The organism is Chryseobacterium ureilyticum, assembly GCF_900156735.1.
In the GTDB taxonomy this organism is placed as follows: Bacteria; Bacteroidota; Bacteroidia; order Flavobacteriales; family Weeksellaceae; genus Chryseobacterium; species Chryseobacterium ureilyticum.
The window spans coordinates 468,588-485,353 of sequence record NZ_FTOL01000002.1 but is presented as its reverse complement, the minus strand read 5'-3'; the positions used below and the strand labels follow the sequence as shown (position 1 = coordinate 485,353).

At 31.1% G+C, this 16,766-nt stretch carries 15 protein-coding genes; 6 read left to right on the top strand and 9 right to left on the bottom strand.

Features of this window, described 5'->3' with window-relative positions; all coding sequences use genetic code 11:
- The first annotated feature begins 44 nt into the window (after window positions 1–44).
- The 6 genes from BW983_RS08385 (at window position 45) to BW983_RS08360 (ending at window position 7,807) form a co-directional block, all read left to right on the top strand.
- Complete coding sequence (locus BW983_RS08385) at window positions 45–527, top strand: 3'-5' exonuclease (protein WP_076551543.1); 483 nt, start codon at window positions 45–47, stop codon at window positions 525–527.
- A gap of 6 nt (window positions 528–533) precedes the next feature.
- Window positions 534–2,288 (top strand): DUF262 domain-containing protein, encoded by a 1,755-nt coding sequence (locus BW983_RS08380; RefSeq protein WP_076551542.1) that lies wholly within the window; start codon window positions 534–536, stop codon window positions 2,286–2,288.
- 6 nt (window positions 2,289–2,294) lie between these two features.
- Window positions 2,295–4,586, top strand: coding sequence for a DUF262 domain-containing protein (locus BW983_RS08375; RefSeq protein WP_076551541.1), 2,292 nt, complete (start codon window positions 2,295–2,297; stop codon window positions 4,584–4,586).
- 107 nt (window positions 4,587–4,693) lie between these two features.
- The gene (locus BW983_RS08370) at window positions 4,694–6,367 is read left to right on the top strand and encodes an AAA family ATPase (RefSeq protein WP_076551540.1); all 1,674 of its coding nucleotides are present in this window, start codon (window positions 4,694–4,696) and stop codon (window positions 6,365–6,367) included.
- Entirely contained in the window at window positions 6,354–6,926 is a 573-nt protein-coding gene (locus BW983_RS08365; protein WP_123850480.1) for a metallophosphoesterase family protein, read from the top strand. The genes BW983_RS08370 and BW983_RS08365 overlap by 14 nt, the downstream gene beginning before the upstream one ends.
- Window positions 6,905–7,807: a helix-turn-helix transcriptional regulator gene (locus BW983_RS08360; protein WP_076551538.1), complete on the top strand. Its 903-nt coding sequence runs from the start codon at window positions 6,905–6,907 to the stop codon at window positions 7,805–7,807. Before BW983_RS08365 ends, BW983_RS08360 begins: the two co-directional genes overlap by 22 nt.
- Before the next feature lie 146 nt (window positions 7,808–7,953).
- Here the strand turns inward: BW983_RS08360 and BW983_RS08355 are convergent, their stop codons facing one another.
- The 9 genes from BW983_RS08355 to BW983_RS08315 all read right to left on the bottom strand — a co-directional run bounded on the left by BW983_RS08355 (window position 7,954) and on the right by BW983_RS08315 (window position 16,704).
- A complete protein-coding gene (locus tag BW983_RS08355; protein WP_076551537.1) occupies window positions 7,954–8,538 on the bottom strand; it encodes a DUF2157 domain-containing protein in 585 nt (194 codons plus the stop codon).
- A 65-nt stretch (window positions 8,539–8,603) separates the two neighbouring features.
- Window positions 8,604–8,954 carry a DUF2200 domain-containing protein gene (locus BW983_RS08350; RefSeq protein WP_076551536.1) on the bottom strand — a complete coding sequence of 117 codons (351 nt, stop codon included), beginning with the start codon at window positions 8,952–8,954 and terminating at the stop codon, window positions 8,604–8,606.
- Window positions 8,955–8,979: 25 nt separating this feature from the next.
- Entirely contained in the window at window positions 8,980–9,759 is a 780-nt protein-coding gene (locus BW983_RS08345) for an alpha/beta fold hydrolase (RefSeq protein WP_076551535.1), read from the bottom strand.
- 176 nt (window positions 9,760–9,935) lie between these two features.
- Complete coding sequence (blaCHM, locus tag BW983_RS08340) at window positions 9,936–10,694, bottom strand: CHM family subclass B1 metallo-beta-lactamase (protein ID WP_084184382.1); 759 nt, start codon at window positions 10,692–10,694, stop codon at window positions 9,936–9,938.
- A gap of 80 nt (window positions 10,695–10,774) precedes the next feature.
- The gene (locus BW983_RS08335; protein WP_076551533.1) at window positions 10,775–11,764 is read right to left on the bottom strand and encodes a dienelactone hydrolase family protein; all 990 of its coding nucleotides are present in this window, start codon (window positions 11,762–11,764) and stop codon (window positions 10,775–10,777) included.
- A 444-nt stretch (window positions 11,765–12,208) separates the two neighbouring features.
- Window positions 12,209–13,222: a gliding motility protein GldB-related protein gene (locus BW983_RS08330; RefSeq protein WP_076551532.1), complete on the bottom strand. Its 1,014-nt coding sequence runs from the start codon at window positions 13,220–13,222 to the stop codon at window positions 12,209–12,211.
- A gap of 26 nt (window positions 13,223–13,248) precedes the next feature.
- Entirely contained in the window at window positions 13,249–14,307 is a 1,059-nt protein-coding gene (locus tag BW983_RS08325; protein WP_076551531.1) for an alkaline phosphatase family protein, read from the bottom strand.
- A gap of 155 nt (window positions 14,308–14,462) precedes the next feature.
- Window positions 14,463–14,966 carry a DinB family protein gene (locus tag BW983_RS08320; protein ID WP_076551530.1) on the bottom strand — a complete coding sequence of 168 codons (504 nt, stop codon included), beginning with the start codon at window positions 14,964–14,966 and terminating at the stop codon, window positions 14,463–14,465.
- Between the two features lie 127 nt (window positions 14,967–15,093).
- Window positions 15,094–16,704: a serine hydrolase gene (locus BW983_RS08315; RefSeq protein ID WP_076551529.1), complete on the bottom strand. Its 1,611-nt coding sequence runs from the start codon at window positions 16,702–16,704 to the stop codon at window positions 15,094–15,096.
- Window positions 16,705–16,766: the final 62 nt, after the last annotated feature.

The window sequence follows — 16,766 nt, the reverse complement described above, 5'->3', positions numbered from 1 at the left end:
ATCCAAATGGTGTTGGTAAGGGGAAACACGCACCTGCTTTATAAATGGAGTGTTTTACAGCAATAGACTTTGAAACTGCACAAGGTTATCGTTGGAGTATTTGCCAGGTTGGGCTTGTTCGTGTCAATAATGGTATTGTCACGGATGAAATCAATTTATTAATACAACCTCCTAATAATTATTACTGGGATCGATTTATAGATATTCATGGCATTACTCCAGATATGACAAAAGAAGCCCTCACATTTGACAAAGTCTGGCATAAATTAGAACCTTATATCAAAGGACAAGCCGTTGTAGCTCACAATGGTTTGTCCTTTGATTTTCCAGTTTTAGAAAAAACATTGGAATATTATGGCATGGAAAACCCCAAATATGAAAAACATTGCACGTATCGTCTTTTTAGACAAAATTTAGCGTCATTGTGTAATCAGTATAAAATTTCATTAAATCATCATGATGCTTTAAGTGATGCTAAAGCCTGTGCTGAATTGTTTTTGATACATTTGCAAAGTAATAGTTTATAATAAAATATGATAGAACCTAAAAAAATTAAAGAGATAAATTTCTCGGATAATATTTATTTTATCCCTTCCTATCAGCGAGGCTATCGTTGGGATAAAAAACAAGTTGAAGAACTTTTAGATGATATCTATGAAGTGTATGTGACTAAACAAGAGTCCTATTGCTTGCAACCTATTGTAGTAAGTAAGATTGAAGAAAACAAGTATGAAATAATTGATGGACAGCAGAGATTAACAACCATATACATATTGTTGACTCGATTCAAACGATTTATTGATGAAAAATTCCAATTAGATTTTGAAGTAAGGCAAAATTGTGTAGATTTTTTCAAAAAATTAGACACAGGAATTTTTGATTACTCCAATCCCGATTTCTCACACATATCAAATGCTTACAAAGTAATTGATTCTTGGCTGAACATTAAGAAAGAAACAAAAATTGATTCTAATATCGAAATGAATATTTTTCAAACTCTGTTGGAAAAAGTTGAAGTAATTTGGTACGATGTCGAAGAAAGCAACAGAGAAGAACTTGTAAAAGTATTTACCCGATTGAATAGTGGAAAGATAGGTTTAACTAATGCAGAATTAATAAAAGCATTGTTTTTGAGTAAAGCGAATTTTGAAAATCAATCAAAAGATATATATACGCATCAATTAGATATTTCTAACAAATGGAATCAAATAGAAAATGCCTTACAAAACGATGATTTTTGGAATTTTATTACTAAATCTGAAAACAAATTAGCAACCAGAATAGATTATATCTTTCAACTAATTGTACGAAATAAAAATATAGCGATAAAAGAAGAGTTTGATGTCTTTAGATATTACTATCCGCTTTATGTTAAATCTAGAGAGTCTAAAGAATATGATTTTATTGAGTCGAATTGGAATGAAATTGACTTATATTTTACCATCCTTCAAGATTGGTATTCAAATCACGAATATTATCATTTAGTAGGATTACTTATTTGGGATGGTGCCGATCTACTAATTCTTATAAAGGAGTATCAAGAATCCAACAAGACATTATTTGTCAAGTACCTTTTCAAGGAAATAGAAGAACGTTTTTGTTATATTAAGATTGAAGATTTAGATTATAAAAATTCTTACAATCAAGTTGAAAAAACATTAGTATTCTTCAATGTAATGGAAGTATACCGTTCCAAAACTAATAGATTTCCTTTCAAGCAATTAAAAGTTAAAGAAATTAAATGGAGTTTGGAACACATCCATCCACAAAATGCTTTAGATGTAAAACAAAGTGAGTATTCACAATGGCTTGAAGACCACAAAAAAGTTCTTAAAACAATAGATTCTGATGATGAATTAACTGATAGAATAGAAAACCTTATTGTAGAATTAAAGGACACAAATGCAAAAAACCTTAAACTACAATTTGAAGATTTATCCAGAGAAGTTTTAGAAAATCTTGATTACAAAGAGAACAATATGGAAAGTATCAGTAAAAAATCAAAGATACCATTTGAAAAATTGATTGGAGAACATCATATTTCTAATATGGCATTATTGGATACGAAAAAAAATTCTTCATTAGGAAATAGTGCATTTGGGGTGAAAAGAAAGTCAATAATTGATTTTGAGCTAAACGGTCTTTACATACCAAACGCAACAAAAAACTCTTTCTTAAAGTACTATTCAGATTATCCAAAACACCTTAATTATTGGACTTTAGAAGACAGAGATGAATACTTATTCAAAATTCAGGAGCAGATGAATTTTGTAAAAACCAAAATTTAGAAACCTATGAATATTAATTATACGCTCTTAGATATATTAACCAATAATATCTTTGTTTGGAAAAATATCGCAAAAGAACATATTCAAATCGAAAATGGAATAGAAATCCCAATGATTCAGAGAGATTATGCTCAAGGTCGAAATGATGAAAAAACGGCTTATATCCGAGAAAAATTTCTTAAAGATTTACACAGCGTTATGCGAGAAAGTCAAAATGGAAGTGATAAATATCTGAATTTAGATTTTGTGTATGGTTATATTGAAAATTCAACTTTTATTCCTCTTGATGGTCAGCAAAGATTAACCACGCTGTATATTATCTATTGGTTTCTTGCTTTTAAAGACGATGTGTCTTTTTATGAAAATGGTCTACACTTGTTTAGTTACAAGACGAGACAATCTGCTAAAGAATTTTTAAAATCATTAAATAAAGATGAAAACATAGAAAAAATAAGAATTGAAACAGAAGAAAACACGCAAAAAATAGTTTGTACAATAAAAAACCAGCCATGGTACAATCTTAATTGGGACTATGACCCAACTGTAAAAGGCATTCTACAAACATTGGAAGAGGTATCAAAACTTTTTTCAGATATTTCATTCGAAACATTAAAAGAAAAACGACCTGTTAATTTTCACTTTTTACAAATTAATGAATACGGATTAGGCGACAATTTATACATAAAAATGAATGCAAGAGGTAAACCTCTTGCAGACTTTGAAAATTTTAAGGCTTCTTTTGAAAATGTAATATCATCACATAAATCATCTAAATTTTTCATAGAAAAAATAGATGGTGTATGGTTAGATGCTTTTTGGAAATTCACGATTGAAAGTTTCAATAAAACGGTCGATGTAGAACAAGATGTTTCTAAATTCACGAAGCGATGTGATGAATTGATGCTTTCATTTATCAGAAAAATAACCGAATATCTATACTATAAAGATAATATTGGTAGAAATTATCAATTCAATGATGTAGCTATTGATATTATTTATTCAAAAGAAGAAAACCTGCAAATATTAATTCAAATCTTTGATTTAGTAATTGGGCTTGGGTACAACGAATGGGTAGATTATTTTGGTGATATTTTCTCTGAAAAATTTCAGAAAGACAGAATAGCAATTAACCAGCCATCACTAAATCCCATTCTGAAAATATTTAACAATGATAATTTCTCACATTTTGAAAATCTTTTATTATTTGGATGGTTAAATTATATCGCAAAAGCAGATTCTATAAATGTCACTTCTGACTTAAAAGACTTTTTACGAATTATTAGAAATTACATCAACAATATCAATCAGAAAAACAAAACATCTTTAGATTCAGAATTAAGAACAGATTATTACAACGATATACTAAACACTGTTTTTTCGTTATCAATATCTAATCCTTTTCAAAATCTGAATACTACACCAGTATCTTTTAGAAAAGAGTATATTCAATACGAAATAGCAAAATATAATCTTTTTCAAGATGATATTTTTCGAAAAGATTTAATTTTCAAGATTGAAGACCATTCAACATTAAGAGGGTTGATTTTCAATTTTGATTTTACTTCATATACCAATGATGAGTTACAAAACATTACAGATAATTTTTATAGCTTGTATAGAGAAGTATCTTATCAAGATATTATCCGTCTATTATTGTGTTTCGGAGATTATTCCATAAATGTAGGATACTCAAACTTGGGAGAGTTTAGATTTTTCGGACAGAAAGGAAAATGGCATCGGGTGTTAGCATCGCCAGATGAAGAAATTAAGTCAAATTTTGAAGAGTTATTTAAAATATTTTCCAAAGAAAACATTAGTGATTGGCAAAATTTTATTGAAACCAAAGTTTCAGAAAATATAGAAAGCTATAAAGATAGTTGGTTATGGTACTGTTTAAACCCCAAGTATAAAACTATACTTGACCACCCTATTTATACAAAGAATTATGAGAATAAAGTTGAAATTTTTTATAACCAAAGTTTGAATTCTTATCATCATAATCCGTTTGTATTTTGGTTTAGATATCATAGCCCACAAAATGTTAGAATTCATATCAATGAATCTGACTCTTGTGCTCAATACTCAAATTTTAGCAGATTACATTTAAAAAATGGTGTTGAATTGGAACAAATCAATAACAGTTGGGTTGTTTACAATTTGGATAAAGAATTCAATCATTCATCTTTTAAATTTGAGGAAGAGAGAAACTGCTATATTTTAAGTTGTGAAAACTTAATTGATGAATTAATCCCTCTTGTTGAAGTTTTAAATCTTTATGAGAGCAATTCCGATATTTAGAAATATCGGAATTGTTTGGTTTTACATAAATAACAAGCATTCTATCTTCACAACCACGCCATGCTTTGTCTTACTCTCGATATACCTTTGTCAAAAAAGATAGGTTTATGACAAGTATTACAAAGAAACAAATTCTGGAAAGCATTGGGAAAGTGTACGAACAATCAAAAAATTGTAAGCTTGAAAATTTATTTTTTGAAAGCATAAAATCTGAACTACATACACTTTCCCAATATTTCAAAACATCGGATAATCAAACCTTTTTTATTGCAATGGTTTTTGCTCTAAACTACAAAGGAGACACTGTTGATTTGAACGATTTGATAGAGTATTTTGATTGTAATCCAATGAAAATTTTGGAATACAGCGATGATTTTGAGTATTTACATAAAGTTGGGATTTTTGAAAAAAAGAAATCAAGACACCGTGTGAAATTGGCGGGAGCTAATGACCAATTTGTTATTCACGAAAAAATAACAGAAGCTATTTTGCAAAACAAACCTTTGCCCAAAATCAACAAGAAGAAGATAAATGGTATAATAGATTTGTTAGAACAGTTATACAAACTGGGCGACCAACGGGACGATGATAAAATTTCAACCTTTGAACTATTTCGAGAAGTTGAAAAATTGATTGCAGACAACACACATTTTCCGTTAATAGAAAAAGTAAAGCAATTCAACTTTAGCACAGAGGATGCTTATATGTTTTTGTACCTAATATGGAAAACAGTATCAGGAAATGAATCTACAGATATTGGAAGAGCTTTGGATGGTATTTATGATAGTCCATCAGAGAGAGTAAATGAAGTACAAAAATTGTTATCTGGCAATCATATCCTTATTAACAATAATTTGGTTGAAATTATAGAAGCTCAATTTTTCAATGATACAGAAATGAGATTGACGGACACTTCTCTTCAACTTCTGAATGATTGTGACATTAAACTTTTTCTAAACAAAAAGAGAAAAGATAATATCATTATTCCCTCGGAAATTGTTTATCGTGAATTGGTTTTTGATAGGGGCGAGATGAATCAATTAGAAACACTTCAAAATTTACTTCAAGAAGACAAGTTTAATGAAACACAGACAAGACTAACAAATAAAGGTTTACCCAAAGGAATTGCAGTTTTGTTACATGGCGCACCTGGAACAGGAAAAACCGAAATTGTAAAACAATTGGCAAAAGCTACAGACAGAGAAATAATGAAAGTGGAAATCAGTCAGTCAAAATCCATGTGGTTTGGCGAAAGTGAAAAAATCATTAAACGTATTTTCACAGATTACAGAGCTTATGCAAAAGAATCTAAACTAACACCTATTTTACTTTTCAATGAAGCTGATGCCATTATTTCTAAAAGGAAAGAAAACAGTAATTCCAATGTGGCTCAAACTGAAAATGCTATTCAAAATATTATACTGGAAGAGCTTGAAAACTTTGAAGGTATTTTAATGGCAACTACCAACTTAGCTAATAATTTGGACACTGCTTTTGAACGAAGATTTTTATTTAAAGTACAGTTCAAGAAACCCACAAAAAAGGTAAGAGCTAAAATATGGAAATCAAAATTATCACATTTAGATGAAAAGAGTTGTCAAATACTCGCAGATAAATTTGACTTTTCAGGTGGACAGATAGATAATATTATTCGTAAAAGTGAAATACAGGAAATCGTTCACGGCACAATGACCAACTTTGAAGAAATACATTCATTTTGTAGCGAGGAATCCATAATAACAAAAACAACTAAAATTGGATTTGGCTATGCACACGATTAAAATTAAAAGCCAAAACATTTTATTGTTATCAGATACGCATGGCAAACATCGTTTAATCGATATTCCTAAAAACATTCAGATTGTAATTCATTGTGGAGATATTTGTAATGCAGGAGATATGGATGAAGTTTTGGATTTTTTTAAATGGTACGCTCAATTAGAAATACCTCATAAAATATTTATTCACGGAAATCATGATTTGCCTTTCGAGTTTGAACCAGAATGGGGTAAAAGATTGATTCCTAAAGACATTATTTGGTTAAATGACGAAGCGATAGTAATAAGTGAAATAAACATAATGGGAATCAGTGCTTTCCCTTTTTATAATGGTATTGAAACGAAAAATAAAATTGACATCATTGCGTCACATTACCCTCCTTACGGTATTCTAGACAATGGATTTGGCAGTGAAGAAATTAGTAATTTTATATTTCAGTTGGCACCAAAATACCACATATTTGGTCACAATCATTCCAACTATGGAAAAACAAAATACAAAAACATTCAGTATATTAACGCATCTATTTATCATAAGTTATGTCAAAAAGAGAATCAATAGCAAGGTATAATATCATCATAAAAAAATTAAGAAAACGACCTGCAACATTTGCTGAAATTGAAGAATATCTTGCCTTGGAATCAGAAATTCAAGCTTACAATTTCAATATTTCAAAGCGTACATTTCAACGAGATAGAGACGATATTCGTTCTTTATACAATATCGATATTTTGTTTGACTTTTCTAAAAAAGTCTATTACATAGATTTTGATGAACAACCAGAAGCAAATGAAAGGATATTAGAAGCTTTCGACACCTTTAATGCTTTGAATTTAACAGATAGGCTTTCTAAGCATATTCATTTTGAAAAACGGAAACCTCAAGGTACTGAACATCTGTATGGAGTACTTCATGCTATTAAAAATCAGATTCAAATAAAATTTGTGTATCAAAAATATTGGGAAGATGAGTTAACTGAACGCATAGTAGAACCATATGCTCTGAAAGAATTCAAAAACAGATGGTATGTCTTATCAAAAGATTTAGGTGATGATAAGATAAAGAGTTTTGCCCTTGACCGTTTAACAGATTTAGAAATTTTGAATAAGAAATTCAACTTCCCAAAGGATTTTGATGTAAATGAACATTATAGATACTGCTTTGGTATTATCAGTCCGAACGGTCATCAGCCAGAAGATGTAATTCTTTCTTTCAATGCATTCCAAGGGAAATATATCAAATCATTACCGTTACACGATTCTCAACAAATTTTGATAGACAATGAACATGAATTAAGAATACAGCTCAAACTATTCATTACACACGATTTCTTTATGGAACTTTTATCCTTTGGAGAAAACCTTGAAGTACTTAAACCTCAAAGCTTGATTGATGATTTAAAATCAACTGTTAGAAATATTCAAAGTATATATGAAGAGTAGAAACTGCATAAATATATTGATAACGAAAAATTAAAATTTTGTATATTTGCTTTGAGCTAACGGAAACACGTTGAAAAGCAAAGCAATAAGCACCGTTACCAAATCGTTACTTGACTTCTTTGAGAATCTCTATAAAAGACTTGTATTCAACCGATATAGGTTTTTCCTGAAAACTTTAAAATAAAAAGCAAAGTCGTGACAATTGATCCGTCCCAATCCTTAACGACCTGTTGTGAATACAAAACCAATGTAGTATTCACCAGGGCGATAAACATAAGCCATAAAGGGGCAAATTCAGCTACAATTACCCAAAGAGTGATGAAAATAGTCCATGCCAGAAAGAAATCATAGGCATTGGCTCCCGTCTGATAAATCTGTCCAAATACAGCAAATAAAACTCCTACAAGCGCCGATGCTCCCGTAAGAATAATGTTCCGAATATTATTATTGATTTTCAGAAATAAAGCTAAGCTAGTAGTTGCTATAACTAATGCTTCCGTTAATCCGATTTTTGCAAACTTTGGTAATTCTGCCCAGTTGTAGGCAAAAAAGAAAATAATCCCGGATACAGTAAAACCTATACCAAGGCTTATAAAAATCAGCTTTAAGAATTTTTCCCACGCTGGTTTTTGATTGTAAATATTCTGGTTAAGAATTTCACTGACATCTTTCTCAGACAAATCACTGTATCTGCTGAGAATCTGAATGTCTTCTCGTTGTAATTTTTTCATTTAATTGTGTTAAAATATCTATAGTAGATTATTTCTGCAGTTTTAATAATTAAGATCGCAGAAAATTATTCTCTCAAAATCTTTTCCATTTTTTTTCCTTTCGCTAGCTCATCGATCATTTTATCCAGATACCTGATATTTCTCATCAGTTCATCCTCTATTTCTTCTACACGATAACCACAGATCACGCCTTGTATCAATGATGCATTAGGATTCATCTGAGGAGCTTGTTCAAAAAAAGTTTTAAAATCAGTTCTTTTATCCAGTTGTTTCTGTAAACCCTTTTCATCATATCCGGTAAGCCAGCAGATAATTTCATCTACTTCCTGTTTGGTACGTTCTTTCTTTTCTGCTTTCTGAACATAATGTGGATAAACACTGGCAAAAGCGGTGGTAAATATCTTAGTGTTTTGCATGATTTGCAGCCGTGAATTGAGGTTTTTAGGTTAATTTTTTTAAAACTCCGTCAAGGATTACATTGAATTCTTCAGGCTTCTCAAGCATTGGATAATGCCCCACACCTTTGATTGTTACATAATCATAGTTTTTTAAATACTTACGGTTATTTTCAAGGCTGGTGGGTGATGCGTCAGAATTAATAGCTATTACCGGGATCTGAACCTGTTCTGCAATTCTTTTGAAATCTGTTGCATATAAAGGTTTGAGTACATTGATTGCCTTTTCCGAATCATTTTGAAGAAACTCATGCTGCAATCTTTCTTTTACAGCGTTCGGTGTTTGCTCTGCAAAAAGATATTGAGGAAGAAAGTTTTCTACAGCATATTTAAAATCCCGACGGTAGTGAGTGAACATGATTTCTTCTGCCTGCTCTTTTGTAAAAGACTCATCAAGATCCTTTAATGTGTCTACCAAAACAATGGCTTTTACGTTTGGAATTTTCAATGATGCTTCAAGAACATAAGCTCCTGACATGGAATGTCCCACAAGAATAATTTCCGGAGCATCTACAGCTTCTGCAACTGCTTTAATATCATCTGCATACAAAGCACTTGCCCAGTCTTTTCGTGTAGAATCAGATTTTCCGTGCCCGGCAAGATCCATTTGTATCACACGATAATCATTTTTGAAATAATTTTCCTGGTCTGCCCACCATTCAGCATTGCCAAGCCAGCCGTGTATCAGTATGATTGCTGTATTTCCATTTCCGGATTCCTTATAATGAATTTTCTGTCGATCCGATGATACTGCATATTTTTCCATAGAAATTTATTTTATGATGAGGTTGAATTGGTTTTAAAGAAATCTAAATTACAAAAAGCCTTTGGAAAACGAAGAATATCTTGCTGTAATCCTGATTTTATAAGAAAAAGAGAAGAATCAAATTATACTAAAATGAAAATTATGTTCTTTGATATTCAGTAGAATGATGGTAATTTCTATTGAATTCCGAATAGTTTTATAGTATAATCAAGTAATTGTTTATTTCCATACTCACCATGTCCCGGGACTACAATTTGTACATTCGGATATTCTTTCTTTACTTTTTCAACAGTTGCAGACCATTGTGAAACATTCGCATCACCCAGATAACCTTTGGTCGCTTCAAGCTCTTTTAAAAGGCACCCTCCGAAAAGAATATTCTCACTTGGAAAATAACCTATACTATTATCTTTTGTATGACCTTCACCGAAAAATTTGACGATAACTTTTTCATTACCCACTTTTAAAACAATAGAATCATTAAAACTGTTCTCAGGAACCACGAAATTATTTTCTTTTGCTAAAGAAATAGTTCCGGAATAGGCATAAGAAGGAATTTTTTTGTAGTGAAAAGCCTGTAATCCTCCCAAGCTGTCATCATGAAAATGAGTGGGAATAACAGCATTTATTTTAGAATGAAGATTTTCAGTGATCCAATGAATTAATTCTTCCGAGTTTTGATTATTGGTAGGAGTATCAAAAACAATGGTCTCGTGATTATTCTTAACAATAAGCCCATTGCAGGGAACATTCCCAAAATCATTGGTTTGCTTAAAAGAAGTATGAATATAAGAGTTCTCTGAAATCTGAGTAATAATTAAGTTTTCAGACTTATAAATTTCTTTTGCCTTAAAATTTTCCTTACGCTGAGTACTGCAACTCATTATGGTGAGAGAAAATAAAATGATGAATATATTTTTAATGAATACGATCATTTGCAGGTTGATAACTTTTTTTAATTTGATTTTCAGTAGATTAAATTAATTAAATTCTACAAATGGAGATCGTTATTGGCTTATTTTTTTTCAACCCAATCCATAAATTCTTTAAAAACATCCATCCATTTGTCCTGTGGTTCTTCATTAGGATCTTTGGGAACTGTTTCAAATCCGTGATCATAATCAGAATATGTTTTGAATATAAGATTTTTTTTATGTCTTCTGATAAACTCAGACTTAATCAGGAGAGAGGATTCAACAGGAACTGCCTGATCCTTGGTTCCAATAGCAACGAAAATAGGAACGTTTATTTTTAACAGGTTTTCAACAGCGGGTTCTGAGAATTGATGCCATCTTCTGTACGTATTACCCTGCCAAAATTTATCAATGTCATTAGGGTGAGCTTCTATTTCACTTAATTTTTCGTAAAGACTGTCTAATTTTTTGGCTGCAAGATTTTCATCAATCTTCCCTTTGCTTACTTCTTTCCTGATCATTAAGGCAAAATCATTGTATTGACTGTTACCGCTTCCTGACCAAAAACCAATATGAGTAAGATTTTTGTTCACTGTTCCCAGTTTTGCAACAACATCACTTCCTTCCGAATGCCCAATTGCTACTGTATTTTTAGGAGTCTTTATTTTTTTATTGAGATCATTGATAACATTATCATATTGCCAAACTCTGTAATCAAGAGATTCATTTTCATAAAAACATTTTGAAGGACGGTATTCTTGATTAATCGTTGCAAAGGGAACACATTTTTTGGATACAACAATGAAAGCATAATCTTTTGGAAGCTTCTCAAGATCAAAAGGAATCGTTGAAACTACAGAGACTGATTTATTTTCCTTAGTGATATTAAACATCGGGAAAGCTCCGGATCCATGTATGAATAAAAGTATTCCGGTTGTATTACTGATCTTTTCGGGCGAATATACATAGTAATTAATGGTATCGTTTTTTTTAAGAATTGAGTAGTGCTTAAAATTCTCATAAGAAGGTAAGTTCTGAGAAAAACTCCATTGAAAAATAAATAATAAAATCCCGAATAATATTTTTTTCATCTCATTTTTATTAGCAGAAGAGTAAGAATGGGTGATTTTTTTGTAGAACGAACTTACGAAAAAACAAAATATAAATTTTTAAAATAAGCTTCTGTATAGGAATATTTTAAAATATACTTTGTTAAAGTATTGTCTTTATGAGTAAGTATAATAAAATCGATTAAAAAAGTTATCCACAATCAATTATTCACATTGATTTTTATTTGTTGGAAAACTACTGTGAATAAGTAAATTAATTTAATGTTTTGATTATTAGTGTTTTGTTTGCTATTTTTGAGAGTGTTTAAAAAGTTATCCACATTTTGTTGATAAAGCTGAGATCAATGTGGAAAAGTTATCCACATACTTTTGAACAATTAGGAACGGATATCAATGAAAAACCCCTCTGGAAGAGGGAAATATAGGTTTTATGACGATTTTATTTGCTTTAGAAATTGTGGATAACTATAAACTGTCTATGAATTTTTCATAATTGCTTTTTTCCAAAAGATCTCTCACAGATAACTGGTAAACATCTTTCCAGGAATCGGGACCATTTTTTTCAACATACTTTTCGATAATTCTGAATCCCATCCAGTAATTAATATTTTTCGGAGCATCAGGAAATAATTTTATCTTATCATTCTGAAGCAATGGATTTTTTCCTGAAGTATCAGAAAAGTAAGGTTTTAATTCAGTGTAAAGCTTTTTTTCATTTTTGATAAACCAATCCCAATCTTGTTGAGAAATACTGACCGTTTCATACTTCGGGATTTTTCTGTCAAAGAATTCATATGTAAAATAGCATGCAAATCCTTCGTCAATGGTTTGATTCAGAGCGGTATTTCTATTGGGGTCAGCATTCCTGAAATGTTCATAAACCATATGATTCAGTTCATGAGGAAGTCCTTTTTCAATTGTATACAGAAGATCGGCACCTTTATAATTCAGTTCCAAAGCAAACTGATCATTATTACATCCTCCGAAAATAATTCCTGTGATGGGCGTAAAGATCAAACTTATTTTTGCTGTAGGCTTATAGGGAACCAGTTTGTTGAATTTAGTCAGGGTTTGTTTAAGCTGTTTTTTAAGATCAATACTTAAAACGGTATTGGCTTTATTTTCAAAATCCTGCTTATTTTTTTCATACAGACTTTTATTCCATGTAATCATACCTTTAGGATTGTTGAAAAGATGAGCATTTTCATCACCGAAAATTACCCCATAGCAGCTGTCCCATAGTTTTTTATGAGGCAGATAAACATTTTTAACAATCCTTGTTGAGTCGTATTGAGTGTCTCTATTGGCAAGCAGCTGATGCTTGAAAAGGTTTTTAATAACAATATTTTCAACTTTTACACTGTCAGGCACCTTTTCTAGTCTGTTGTAATCAAAATTTTTATCAACATTAGATGCTGTTTTCCTCGTTGAGCAGGAAAGAATCATGAACGGTAATAAAAACGGAATAATTTTTTTCATTGAAATAATATGCAGTTGTAAAATATCTATTGTATTGGTGTTAATGCCTTTGAATTCTTCAATAATACCATATATTGAAAATAATCCAGAGTGTTGGTTTTCTCTTGTGGTGTAAAACTTTCTCCAAACATTCTGGATTTAATAGAAATCAGTTTATCTGAATTTTGATAAGGCGAATCTTTAGAATTTAGTTTGAATAAAGTCATGGAGTTCGGTTGCGTTAATTCTTTAAAATCATTAATTCCTTTTACCAGCATAAAGGGTCCATCAGCATTGATCCAGTCTATTTTTTGATCCTCAGGAGTAGGGAACTGTGGATTTTTCGGAAGATACATTTCGCTGTCTAAAGTATAGCTTACAATGCTGGATGTTTTGAATCCTGAATTTTTAAGTCTTTCGGCAAAAGGTTTTCCATCTTTTTTTATAGCATGTTGAAGAACATGATAAAACCCGAAAAGTCCATAAAATTTTTCGTTTCCAATATTTAGTTTTTTTACTGAGTTTTTAAAATTAACAATCATTGCCGAATCTCTGGAGATCTTATGGGAATTATCATTGAAATCTGTGTCAACGCCAATCACTGATATTTTTAAAGAATCTTTTAATGTCTGATTGTAATCATAAATGTCATTCCATTTTTCCAATAGCTCTTTACTGGATTGCTGAGGAATTCTTTTCTGAATAGCGATTACTACTTCTTTAAGCAGATTTTGATCTTTTGTGCTGCCATGAAGAAAAAGATTAAGTTTATGAGAATTCGCACTATCTATTTCAGCAATATAATATCTGATTCCTGCCTTTTGGTTCAAAAATTTCAGAAAATACTGATCCAGCTTTTGATTGTCGGCATATCCATGAACTTCACCTAAAAGTATAACCTGAGAATTGTAAAAATCACTGTCAAATAATTTACCGTCTATTTTATCCGTAAGCTGTACGTTATTTTTACTGAGATAATCTGTAAATGCAGAGTCTTTGCCTCCTATAAAAATTTTATTGCTTATGAATACATAGAGGATTGATATTAAGATAGCAGTAACAGCAAAAAGTACAACGTACTTTAAGAATTTTAAGATTTTTTTCATGGTTGATTTTTGAACGAAAATATGCGAAAAAAAATAAATAGAGAAGGAAATAAATATTTTTTTCTACGATATATTCAAAGTAATCTTAAGTAAAACGATTGATAATATTTTTTGCAGCCTTCATGATCTATATTGAACGAAATTCTTTTTAGATCTTATTCCTTATCCTTATAAATATTCCAATAGTTGAAATCCGTCATTGGAGCATCGGTTATGCCTACATTTCTTCCTATCGTTACAATTTGTCCTCTGTGATAAGTTCCGTGAAGAATCACATGCTGGATGTATTCATATTTTGAGAAATCACACTGAAACCATTGGGATTCAATCTTGACATTTTTTGAAAGCTCTTCTTCGGATAAACCTTCCACATAATCCACCAATTTTTGTGAATTGTTTTTGATGTTTCTAAAAACTTCTTCCTTACTTGTTTCAGCAGTTGTTTTTGCAAAATCAAAGTTATTGTTTTCAGAAATATGGCTCCACCAATATTCCTGTGTCTGCCAGATATGATGCAGAGTTATTAAAATGGTAGGGAAGCTGGAAATTGTTTCCTGGTTAAGCTGTTCATCAGATTTTGTGGATAACCAGTCAATGTATTTATTCACAACCCAATTATTGTATTGAACAGTTTTGGTGATTAATGCTTTTAGGCTCATAATATTAATATTTATTGGTTTCAATGGTGATTTTGGATTATATAAAAGTAAGAAAAATATTAACCCAAAGTTTCAAATCAAAAAAACCGCTCGAAAAGAACGGTTTTTAATTTTTTAGTATTAAATATTATAGAACAGATTTTTTTATGCTGTATTGAGGGATCATTTTATTGGTCATATCAAATACAATATCATACATACCATCTTCTTCTATCTGGAAATCGTAGGCTTCAATGGCAATGCTTTTACCATCGTTATTCAATCCAAAATTATAGCCCCAGCGATTATCACATCTGAATTTGAACCCACCTTTTTTCATTTTATAATTTTTAAGAAAATAGACGTTTGGTTTTTGGGTATCTGTCTGTAACGGAATATCGGTTTCTCCCCATCCCGCAGGAGTCGCATCGCCGATAATTCCCCATACAGGAGTCGTATTCGTTTTTTTACCGGTCTTTACACTGCCATCAAAGAAATGAATGGTAATGTTTTCAATTTTTCCCGTTTTGTCAGGCTGAAATGTAAAAGTGAACTTTTCACTAAATTGAAGTTTTGTATTGGTAATCGGAAGCAAAGGAAGTCTTGCATAATTTCCTCCATTTAAAATAATCTGTCCGTCTATGATATTGATATAATATTTTGTGCCATCAGCAATATAAGTTCCTTCCAGCTTTTTCAGTTCCTGTAGATTAATATTTTTGTTAGTAGGAATGCTATAAGGTCTGTTGTATAGTATATCTTCAATCTGTGGAACAATCATTTCTGTGAATGATAAGTTGTAATTTGATTGTACAATAACACAAATGTCATCTTCAGGAATTCTGTAATATCTGCTTCGGTAACCAGGTCCGCCACCATCATGTCCAATTCTTTTTTTACCATTTATGATCGAAGTATCACAACCGAATCCATAATGATCATTAAGGTAAGGAGTGATCATTTTCTCAACAGTTTCTTTTTTCAGGATTTTATAGTTTTTAAAAGCTTCGTTAAATTTAAAAATATCGCCAACGGTAGAGTACATAGCTCCTGCCGCAAAAGGGTGATCTGTTTTGAAACGTAAAGCTTCGTTGGACATTTTATCTGATAAAAACTCATATCCCAAAGCTTTATTTTCATCAGTAACTTCATTGAAATGAAAACCACTGTTATTCATCTGTAAAGGCTTGAGAATGTAATTTTCAATAGCTTTATCATAGTCTGTTCCCGTTACTTTTTTTATGATATGTCCAAGAATATAGTATCCGGAATTGGAATAGTTCCATTGGGTTCCCGGTGAGAAATCTAATGGCTTTGAAGCAAGATATTTCATCAGTATTTCTTCATTTACTGTATTTTCTGAGGAGGTTTCATCGGGAATTCCGGAGGTATGAGAAAGAAGATTGGCAATGGTAATGTTGTCTCCTTTAGGAAAAGTAGGGTAGTATTTGGACAGTTTATCATTTAAAGATAATTTTCCTTCTTCTTCCAGTTTCAGAATAACAGTTGCAGTAAACATTTTGGTGGTGGAGAAAACACGGTAAAGACTGTTGTTTGTATTTTTGTCTTTTTTGGGACCGTTTCTGTAGCCGTAACCTTTCTCGAAGATAATTTTTCCTTTTTCTGCAACAAGAACAGATCCGCTGAAGCCGCCCATTTTGTCATAAGCATTGAATAATTGTTCAAGCTGTTTAGCCTTTTGTGAAAAAACAGGCTGAGCTGCCAATAGTAAAATAAGGCATGCTAAAATAGATTTCATGTATTTTTTTATTATAAGACAGTTGTAAGAGAAGGTCTATTACATCTGTTTAATACAATTTA